The organism is Gemmatimonadaceae bacterium, assembly GCA_040882285.1.
Lineage (GTDB): Bacteria > Gemmatimonadota > Gemmatimonadetes > Gemmatimonadales > Gemmatimonadaceae > JACDCY01.
This window is the reverse complement of record JBBEBQ010000001.1, coordinates 1-9247: the sequence shown is the minus strand read 5'-3', so window position 1 is coordinate 9247 and position 9247 is coordinate 1. Positions and strand designations below refer to the sequence as shown.

Here is a 9247-nt window from a genome sequence, read left to right as displayed (position 1 = left end):
GGTTCTGACGGAACCGGCCCTGCTTGCCCTTGAGCATGTCCGACAGCGACTTGAGAGGACGCTTGCCGCGGCCGCGGATCGCCTTCGAGCGGCGGCCGTTGTCGAACAGCGCGTCCACCGACTCCTGCAGCATCCGCTTCTCGTTCCGGAGGATGACTTCCGGCGCGCGGTGCAGGATCAGCTTCTGCAGCCGGTTGTTGCGATTGATGACGCGGCGGTACAGATCGTTGAGATCCGACGTCGCGAAGCGGCCGCCGTCGAGCGGCACGAGCGGACGCAGATCGGGCGGGATCACCGGGACCACGTCCAGGATCATCCACTCGGCCTTGTTGCGCGTCGGGCCGTCGTCGCCGGAGTTGCGGAACGCCTCCACGATCTTGAGCCGCTTGAGCAGCTGCTTCTTCCGGTGCTGCGAGCCCTCGTCCACCAGCGCCGCGCGCAGCTGCACGGCGACCTTGTCCACGTCGATGCGGCGCAGCAGGTCGCGCACCGCCGGCGCGCCGATGTCGGCGAGGAACTGCGTGTCGCCGTCTTCCTTCGCCTTCTGCTTCAGCGTGATGAACTGATCTTCGTCGAGCAGCTCACCTTGGCGGACTTCCTGCTCGCCCGGCTCGATGACGACGTAGTTCGAGTAGTAGATGACCTTCTCGAGATCCCGCAAAGTGAGATCCACGAGATTGCCCATCGGGCTCGGCAGCGTCTTGAAGAACCAGATGTGCGCGACCGGCACGGCCAGCTCGATGTGGCCCATGCGCTCGCGGCGGACCTTGCTGAGCGTGACCTCCACGCCGCAGCGGTCGCAGATGACTCCGCGGTACCGGATGCGCTTGTACTTGCCGCAGTGGCACTCCCAGTCCTTCACCGGGCCGAAGATGCGCTCGCAAAAGAGACCGTCCTTCTCGGGCTTGAACGACCGGTAGTTGATAGTCTCCGGCTTGGTTACCTCGCCCCACGACCACCAGGTGCGCAGGCCGGCCATCTCCAGCCGCTCGCGCTCCTTGGAATCCTTGGGACCGCGGATCTCTTCCGGAGAAGCGATCCGAACCTGGATGAAATCGAAAGCGGCCGTGCGCGTGTCGCGCGAGCTGCGAAAATCAATCATGGTTAGCCCTCACTCCCGTTACCGGAGGCGTTCCCGAATCCCCGGCCGTTATTCACGTGCGTGTCCATCCGCACGTGAATTCCCAGCGCCTTCAGCTCCTGCACGAGCACGTTGAACGACTCCGGCGTGCCCGGCTCCGGAAGGTTCTGTCCCTTCACGATCGCCTCGTACACGCGGCTTCTCCCGTTCACGTCGTCCGACTTGACCGTGAGTATCTCCTGCAGCGTGTGCGCCGCGCCGTACGCCTCGAGCGCCCACACCTCCATCTCTCCGAAACGTTGGCCGCCGAACTGCGCCTTGCCGGCGAGCGGCTGCTGCGTGACGAGCGAGTACGGTCCGATGCTGCGCGCGTGGATCTTGTCGTCCACGAGGTGCGACAGCTTGAGGATGTAGATCTCGCCGACGGTGACGGGGCTGGAGAACGTCTCTCCGCTCCGGCCGTCGCGCAGCCAGACCTTGCCGCCCGGCGTGAGGCCGGCCAGCCGCAGCAGCTCGAGCGTGGCCGCGTTCACGTCCACGTCTCCCTTCGCCCCGAACATCGCGCCGAGCGCGGGCAGCTCCTGCCGCGCGAGCAGCTCCGTCTCGTCCACCGAGCGGTCCCTCTCGATATGCTTCAGCGCGGGCTTGAACTGCCCCTTGAGCGCGTCCGACAGATCCTCGTCGTCCGCCGCGGCCGTGTGATACGTGATCTGGTTGTCCAGCTCGTTGAAGTCGCGCGCCGCGAGCTCGCGGGCGGCTCCCGCGAGGAAATCGCGGATCCGCTTGTACACGTCGCGCGTAGTCGTGGAGACGCCGCGCTTGGCCAGGTCGTTGAGCGTGGCCTCGACCATGAGGCCGGCCCGCGACCCGTGCCCGACGTCCACGTCCACCCGCACGTCGGCGAGAATCGCGCGGACCTCCACGTCCGTCACGACCGGCGCCGGCGTCTCGAGCTGCAGCGCGTCGCGCGCCCACGTGACCCCCGCGAGCTTGAGCAGTATGCCGATCTCGCGCTCCGTGGTCCCCTGGAAGACAGGCGTCTTGGCGTAGAAGCCGCAAATCTTCGCGGCCCAGCCCAGGTGCGTCTCCAGGATCTGACCCACGTTCATCCGGCTCGGCACGCCGAGCGGATTGAGTACGATGTCCACCGGGCGTCCGTCCGGAAGGAACGGCATGTCTTCTTCCGGAACGATGCGCGCCACGATTCCCTTGTTGCCGTGGCGGCCGGCCATCTTGTCGCCGACGGAGATCTTGCGCTTCTCCGCCAGATAGACCTTCACCAGCTGGATGACGCCCGGCGGCAGCTCGTCCGGCTGCAGCACGCGGTCGATCCGCTCCTCGGCCTTTTCCTCGATCTTCGCCTTTTCGTCGTTGGCGAGGTCGATGATGCGGCGTACCTGCTCCTGCGTGCTCTTGTCCTGCACGCGGAACGTCTTCACGTCCAGCGAGGAGAACTTGAGGTCGCGCAGAATCTCTCCGGTCAGCTTGGTGCCGGCGGGGATCGCTTCCTCCACCGTGCCGCTCTTGAGCGCGAGCACGACCGTCTGGCCCTCGAGCAGCTCCGCCAGCTCGGCGTCGCGCGCGTCGTTGACGCGGATCTTCTCCTCGCCCTCGAGCCGGCGGATCTCGCCGATCCGCTCGCCGCGGTCCTTCTCGACCACCTGGTCCTCGATGCGCGAGAAAATCTTGACGTCGATGACGACGCCTTCCATTCCCGGCGGGACCTTGAGCGACGAGTCCTTAACGTCCTTCGCCTTCTCGCCGAAGATGGCCGTGAGCAGCTTCTCCTCGGGGGACAGCTCCGTCTCGCCCTTCGGCGTGATCTTGCCGACGAGGATGTCGCCCGGCTTGACGTGCGCGCCGATGCGGACGATGCCGCGGTCGTCGAGATCCGTGAGCGACTCCTCGGCCACGTTCGGAATCTCGCGCGTGATCTCTTCCTGCCCGCGCTTGGTGTCGCGGACGTGCAGCTCCAGCTCCTGGATGTGGATGGACGAGTACACGTCTTCCTTGACCAGGCGCTCGGAGAGAACGATCGCGTCCTCGAAGTTGTGCCCGTACCACGGCATGAACGCCACCGTCACGTTCGCGCCCAGCGCGAGCTGACCCATCTCGGTCGCCGCGCCGTCGGCCAGCACTTCGCCTTCCTTGACCTTCTGACCCACGGCCACGAGCGGCCGCTGGTTGATGGCGGTGTCCTGGTTGGTTCTCCAGTACTTCTTGAGCCGGTAGCGGTCGTGCTGCGTGAGGCGCGCGAGCGGCTGCGCATCACCCTTCTTGCGGGGAGCGCTGGAGCCGGCCGCCGCGTCGACGACGATCTCGTCGGCGGTGACGCTCGACACGACGCCCGCGCGGCGAGCGAACACGATCGCGCCGGAATCGCGCGCGACCTTCTCCTCCAGCCCCGTGCCGACGACCGGCGTCTGCGGATTCAACAGCGGGACCGCCTGCCGCTGCATGTTCGAGCCCATCAGCGCGCGGTTGGCGTCGTCGTGCTCGAGGAACGGAATCAGCGCCGCGGCGATGGAGACGAGCTGCTCCGGCGCCACGTCCATGTAATCGATGCGGTCCGGCGCCACGAGCGGCACGTCGCCGCGCTGGCGGCAGAGCACCAGCTCGTCCACGAACGTTCCGTCAGGGTTCAGCCGCGCATTGGCCTGCGCGATCGTGACGTTCTCTTCACGGTTCGCGTCGAGCCACTGGATGTCGTTGGTGACCTTGCCGTTGCGCACGACGCGGTACGGCGTCTCGACAAAGCCGAGGTCGTTGACCTGCGCGTAGCACGCGAGCGACGTGATCAGACCGATGTTCGGTCCTTCCGGCGTCTCGATCGGGCACATGCGGCCGTACTGCGAGTAGTGCACGTCGCGCACCTCGAAGCCGGCGCGCTCGCGCGTGAGGCCGCCCGGTCCGAGCGCCGACAGCCGGCGCTTGTGCGTCAGCTCGGCCAGCGGGTTCGTCTGGTCCATGAACTGCGACAGCTGCGACGAGCCGAAGAACGCCTGGATGACCGCCGAGACGGTGCGGGCGTTGACGAGATCGTCGAGCGAGATCTTCTCCGGGTCCGTGTTGATGGACATCCGCTCCTTGACCAGGCGCGCCATGCGGGAGAGCCCGACCGAGAACTGGTTGGCGATGAGCTCGCCGACCGAGCGGATGCGGCGGTTGCCGAGGTGGTCGATGTCGTCCACGTACCCGCGGCCCTCATGCAGCTCGACGAGGTAGCGCAGGATCGCGATGAAATCTTCCTTGGTCAGCACCGTCTCGTTGGCCGGGCGGTTGAGGCCGAGCCGCTGATTGATCTTGTACCGGCCGACGCGGCCGAGGTCGTACCGCTTCGGCGAGAAGAACAGCCGGTTGAGCGCGTCGCGCGCCGTCTCCTTGTTGGGAGCGTCCCCCGGGCGGAGCAGCGAGTAGATCTGCTTCAGCGCCATCTCCTCGTGCTGCGTCGGATCCTTGGCGAGCGTGTTCTTGATCAGCGTGGACTCGGCGCGGCCCGACACGACGAACACGTACACCTTGTTGATGCCGGCCTTGCGGATGCGGCGGATCGCCGCATCGGTGAGCGTGGTGCCGGCGTCGGCGATGACTTCGCCGCTCGCTGCGTCCACCGCGTCGAGCGCGAGGTCGCGGCGTACGGGGCGCTCGCCGCGCTCGATCGCGTCCTGCTCGTCGCGCAGGTCGATGATCGTGTACGAGGCGAACACCTTGATCTTCCTGATGTTCAGGCGGATGAGGCGGTTCCACACCTCCTCCGTCAGCTCGTCGCCTTCCTTGACGAGCAGCTCCGCCTCGGCGCGGGCCTTGGCCTCGCGCGCCTTCTTGGTCTTGAGCTTGGGCGCATCGGGTGTCGCGGCCTCGCCGGCAAGCGTGATGTCCTCGGCGACGATCGCGCCAAGCACCTCGCGCACGTCCACGCGCGACTCGCGCTTCTTGGACAGGTCGAGCTCGCGCACGCCGAAGAACAGGCGCAGGATGTCGGAGTTGGTGCCGTAGCCGAACGCGCGCAGGAGCGCGGTGGCCGGGAACTTCTTCTTCTTGTCGATGTGGACGTAGATCACGTCGTGGATGTCCACGGTGAACTCGACCCACGATCCGCGGAACGGGATGATGCGCGCGGAGATCAGGCGCTGGCCGTTCGGGTGGGTGGACTCCTCGAACACAACGCCCGGCGACCGGTGCAGCTGGCTGACGATGACGCGCTCGGCGCCGTTGATGACGAAGGTTCCCAGCGGCGTGAGCAGCGGCAGCTCACCGAGGTAGACCTCCTTCTCGATGATGTTCTTGGGGCGCTTGGTGCCCGCCTCGGTCGTCTCGAACACGACCAGCTGGAGCGTCGCCTTGAGCGGCGCCGAGTAGGTCATGTCGCGCTCGATGCACTCGCCGACCGTGTACTTCGGCTCGCCGAGCGTGTAGCTCTTGAACTCGAGGGAGAAGTTCTCGTGGACGTCGGAGATCGGGAACAGGTCCTTGAAGACCCGCTCGAGGCCGATGTCCTCGCGCTCCAGCGACACCGCGTCGAGCTGCAGGAGCGACTCGAACGCCCGGGTCTGGATGTCGAGGAGATGGGGCATGTGCATCCCCTGCTCCAGCTTCGCGAAGGAAATCTGCTTGGACAGTTCAGGCATTGTTCACCAACCGGCAATAGGCGAAAAGCGCCGCAGCCCCGTCCGCCTGCGAGATTTTCGCGGCGACGGGGAAAGCGCGTTCAGCTTGATTTTTGTCGTGCTTTTGAGCGAAGTGCTTGATCATGTACGCGTCGTTAGAGGTTCAAGAGACCCGTCCGGCCCCGAGCGGCTGAGCGCCGCTCCGGGAGCGGAGGATTACTTGACCTCTACCGTCGCGCCCTGCTCTTCCAGCTTCGCTTTGACCGTGGCGGCCTCGTCCTTCGACACGGCGGTCTTCACAGCCTGCGGCGCGCCGTCGACGAGATCCTTGGCTTCCTTGAGGCCCAGGCCGGTCAGCTCGCGCACGACCTTGATGACCTGGATCTTCTTGGCGCCGGCTTCCTTGAGCGTGACCGTGAACTCGGTCTGCTCTTCGGCGGCCGGAGCGGCCGCTGCGCCACCGCCACCCGCGGCGGGCGCGCCACCGACCGGAACCGCGGCGATCGTCACGTTGAACTTCGTCTTGAATGCTTCGACCAGCTCGGCGAGCTCGAATACCGACATGTTGCCGATCGCGTCGAGGATCTCGTCCTTGCTCATGGTAGCGTTAGCCATTGTCCTGTTCCCTGTAGGTGAACTGTTGGCTATTGGCTATTGGCTATTGGCTTGGAGCCAAGAGCTAACAGCCAATAGCTGCTGTTTATGCGCCTTCGCGCTGAGTTCTGAGCGCTTCGAGCGCTCCCGCAAACATTCCCATCAAACCGTTCATCGCGCCGATGAGCGACGCGATCGGCGACTGCATTCCCGCGCCGAGCTCGGCCAGCATCTGCTCGCGTGACGGCAGCGACGCCAGCTTCTTGACCTGCGCGGTGTCGATCGACTTGCCGTCGAGCATACCGCCCTTGATCTCGGGCTTCTGCTCGAACTCCCTGGCGAAATCGGCCAGGACTTTCGCGGCCGCGACCGCGTCCTTCCCCACGACGATCCCCGTCGGCCCGCGCAGGCGCTCGCCGGTGAGACCGCTCTCGTTCACCGCCCGCAGCGCGAGGGTGTTCTTGATGACGACGTACTCGACGCCCGCCTTGCTGAAGCGCCGGCGCAGGTCCGTCATCTTCTTCACGTTGAGACCCGTGAAGTCCGTGTAATAGAGCGCGGTCGCGCCCTCGAGCTTGTCCTTCAGCTCGGCGACGAGGCGTTCCTTCTCGTTTCTCTTCATCGCCGGTTACCGGTAAGGGGTGGTGTCGATCGCGACGCCCGGGCCCATCGTGCTCGAGATCGCGACGTTGCGGACATACACGCCCTTTGCCGCGGACGGCTTGGAGCGGACGATCTGATCCATGAACGCGGTGAAGTTCGTCTCCAGCGCTTCCGCCGGGAACGACACCTTGCCGATGGCGGCGTGCACGTTGCCGCCCTTGTCCACGCGGAACTCGATCTTGCCGGCCTTCACCTCGCGCACCGCGCGCGCGATGTCGAACGTCACCGTTCCCGCTTTCGGGTTCGGCATGAGACCGCGCGGTCCGAGCACGCGGCCGAGCTGGCCGAGCTGGCCCATCTGGTCGGGCGTGGCGACGAGCACGTCGAAGTCGAGCCAGCCGTCCTTGATCTTCTGGACGTACTCGGTTCCGACGTAATCCGCGCCGGCTCCCTCGGCCTCGCGCGCCTTCTCGCCGGCGGCGATGACGAGCACGCGCACGGTCTTGCCCGTGCCCGCGGGGAGCACGACCGTGCCGCGCACTACCTGGTCGGCGTGCCGCGGATCGACGCCGAGCCGGACGGCGACATCCACCGTCTCGTCGAACTTGGCGTACGACGCCTGCTTCACGAGCTCGATCGCCTTCTTCGGCTCGTACTGCAGCGCGATGTCGCGGCCCTTGGCCGCTTCGTTGTACTTCTTGCCGTGAGCGCGCATCAGCCGCGTACCTCGAGGCCCATCGAGCGCGCCGCGCCGGCGACCATCTTCATCGCGGCCTCGACCGACTCGCAGTTGAGATCGGGCATCTTCATCTCGGCGATCTTGCGCACCTGCGCCTGGGTGACGGAGCCGACCTTGTCCTTGTTGGGCTGGCCCGAGCCTTTCTCGATCCCCGCTTCCTTCTTCAGCAGGAACGCCGTCGGGGGCGTCTTGAGGATGAAGGAGAAGGACTTGTCGGAGTAGATGGTGACTTCGACCGGAAGAATCGAATCCTGTCCCTGCGTCCGAGCGTTGAACTCCTTGCAGAACGACATGATGTTGATCCCCTGCGGGCCGAGCGCCGTGCCGACCGGAGGAGCCGGGTTCGCCTTGCCCGCAGGGATCTGCAGCTTGACGAAGCCAGTGATCTTTTTAGCCATAAAACTCCTTAGCGTCTATTCCGCGGCGTGCCCCGTGCAGCGCCGCGGTTCCGAACTCCCACGGTGTATTTAAAGGTCGTAGTGGTATCCGACCGTGCGCTCCTCGCCGTTACCGGCCGCCCCGCGCAAGGGCCACGAACAACAGCAGTGACTAGTAAGCCTTCAGTTGCAGATAGTCCAACTCGACGGACGTAGGGCGCCCAAAGAGTGACACGCTCACCCTCACCTTGCCCTTGTCCGGCATCACTTCTTCCACCGTTCCATTGAAGTCCGTGAAGGGGCCCTCCGTGATCGCCACCGCCTGGCCGACCATGAACGGGATCTCGTCACGCTCTTCGTGCTTCTCCTCTTCCACGCCCAGGCCGAGCAGGCGGTTCACTTCGTCCGGGCGCAGCGGCTGCGGCGCCCTGTCCTGTCCGACGAACTTGATCACTCCCTGAATCCCGTTGATGGTGTGGAGCGTCTCCTGATCCATCACCATCTCCACGAGCACGTAGCCGGGATAAATCTTCCGTTCGACGTTGACCTTCTTGCCGTTCTTGATCTCGACCGCTTCCTGCGTCGGTACGAGCGCCTGGCGGATCGACCGCTCCTCGACCGGGCGCGGATCCGCCTGGATCTTCCGCTCGACGAGCGACTTCACCTTGTTCTCGTGACCAGACGTCGTCTGGATCGCGTACCACCTGTGCGTCTGCTCCAGCGACACCGTCACCTCGCGAACAGGGAAGGAATCCCGCGAACCAGAACTCCCTGTAGAACCACGTCCAGCAGTCCGATCACCGCCGCGACGAACAGCACGAAGATCAGGATCTTGATCGTGGTGTCCTTGAGCTGCGCCTGGTCGGGCCAGGTGACCTTGCGCATCTCGGCGACGACTTCCTGATACAAGGTCGACGTGCGCTGGATGATCGCGACTGCCATCGGTTACTTCGTTTCCTTGTGCAGCTTGTGCGAGTTGCAGCGCGGGCAATACTTCTTCCACTCGACGCGCTCGGGGTGCAGGCGCTTGTTCTTCGAGGTGAAGTAGTTGCGGCTCTTACAATCGCTACAGGCTAAAATGATTTTGTCTCGTGGCATAAAAAGCTATTGGCTATTGGCTATTGGCTTTTGGCTTGCTGCGGAACTGCGGGAATGCAGTTACCAACAGCTAACAGCCAAGAGCTAACAGCTGCTACTTGATGATCTTCGTTACGACGCCCGCGCCTACCGTGCGGCCGCCCTCGCG

At 65.1% G+C, this 9247-nt stretch carries 10 protein-coding genes; all 10 read right to left on the bottom strand.

Going from position 1 to position 9247, the window contains the following annotated elements; genetic code table 11:
* On the bottom strand, nucleotides 1–979 hold a 979-nt coding region (locus WEA80_00050), incomplete at its 3' end, for a DNA-directed RNA polymerase subunit beta' (GenBank protein ID MEX1184963.1).
* 125 nt (nucleotides 980–1104) lie between these two features.
* Nucleotides 1105–5709: a DNA-directed RNA polymerase subunit beta gene (gene rpoB, locus WEA80_00045; GenBank protein MEX1184962.1), complete on the bottom strand. Its 4605-nt coding sequence runs from the start codon at nucleotides 5707–5709 to the stop codon at nucleotides 1105–1107.
* On the bottom strand, nucleotides 5702–5833 hold the full coding sequence (locus WEA80_00040) for a hypothetical protein (GenBank protein ID MEX1184961.1): 132 nt from the start codon (nucleotides 5831–5833) through the stop codon (nucleotides 5702–5704). The genes rpoB and WEA80_00040 overlap by 8 nt, the downstream gene beginning before the upstream one ends.
* A 71-nt stretch (nucleotides 5834–5904) precedes the next feature.
* Nucleotides 5905–6288 (bottom strand): 50S ribosomal protein L7/L12, encoded by a 384-nt coding sequence (rplL, locus tag WEA80_00035; protein ID MEX1184960.1) that lies wholly within the window; start codon nucleotides 6286–6288, stop codon nucleotides 5905–5907.
* 100 nt (nucleotides 6289–6388) lie between these two features.
* Nucleotides 6389–6904, bottom strand: a complete 516-nt coding sequence (gene rplJ / locus WEA80_00030; protein MEX1184959.1) for a 50S ribosomal protein L10 — start codon at nucleotides 6902–6904, stop codon at nucleotides 6389–6391.
* A gap of 6 nt (nucleotides 6905–6910) precedes the next feature.
* A complete protein-coding gene (rplA, locus tag WEA80_00025; protein MEX1184958.1) occupies nucleotides 6911–7600 on the bottom strand; it encodes a 50S ribosomal protein L1 in 690 nt (229 codons plus the stop codon).
* Nucleotides 7600–8022 (bottom strand): 50S ribosomal protein L11, encoded by a 423-nt coding sequence (gene rplK, locus WEA80_00020; GenBank protein MEX1184957.1) that lies wholly within the window; start codon nucleotides 8020–8022, stop codon nucleotides 7600–7602. The genes rplA and rplK overlap by 1 nt, the downstream gene beginning before the upstream one ends.
* A gap of 151 nt (nucleotides 8023–8173) precedes the next feature.
* Complete coding sequence (nusG, locus tag WEA80_00015) at nucleotides 8174–8734, bottom strand: transcription termination/antitermination protein NusG (protein ID MEX1184956.1); 561 nt, start codon at nucleotides 8732–8734, stop codon at nucleotides 8174–8176.
* Nucleotides 8731–8943, bottom strand: a complete 213-nt coding sequence (gene secE / locus WEA80_00010) for a preprotein translocase subunit SecE (protein ID MEX1184955.1) — start codon at nucleotides 8941–8943, stop codon at nucleotides 8731–8733. The genes nusG and secE overlap by 4 nt, the downstream gene beginning before the upstream one ends.
* 3 nt (nucleotides 8944–8946) lie before the next feature.
* Nucleotides 8947–9099: a 50S ribosomal protein L33 gene (gene rpmG, locus WEA80_00005; GenBank protein MEX1184954.1), complete on the bottom strand. Its 153-nt coding sequence runs from the start codon at nucleotides 9097–9099 to the stop codon at nucleotides 8947–8949.
* Nucleotides 9100–9247 lie beyond the last annotated feature (148 nt).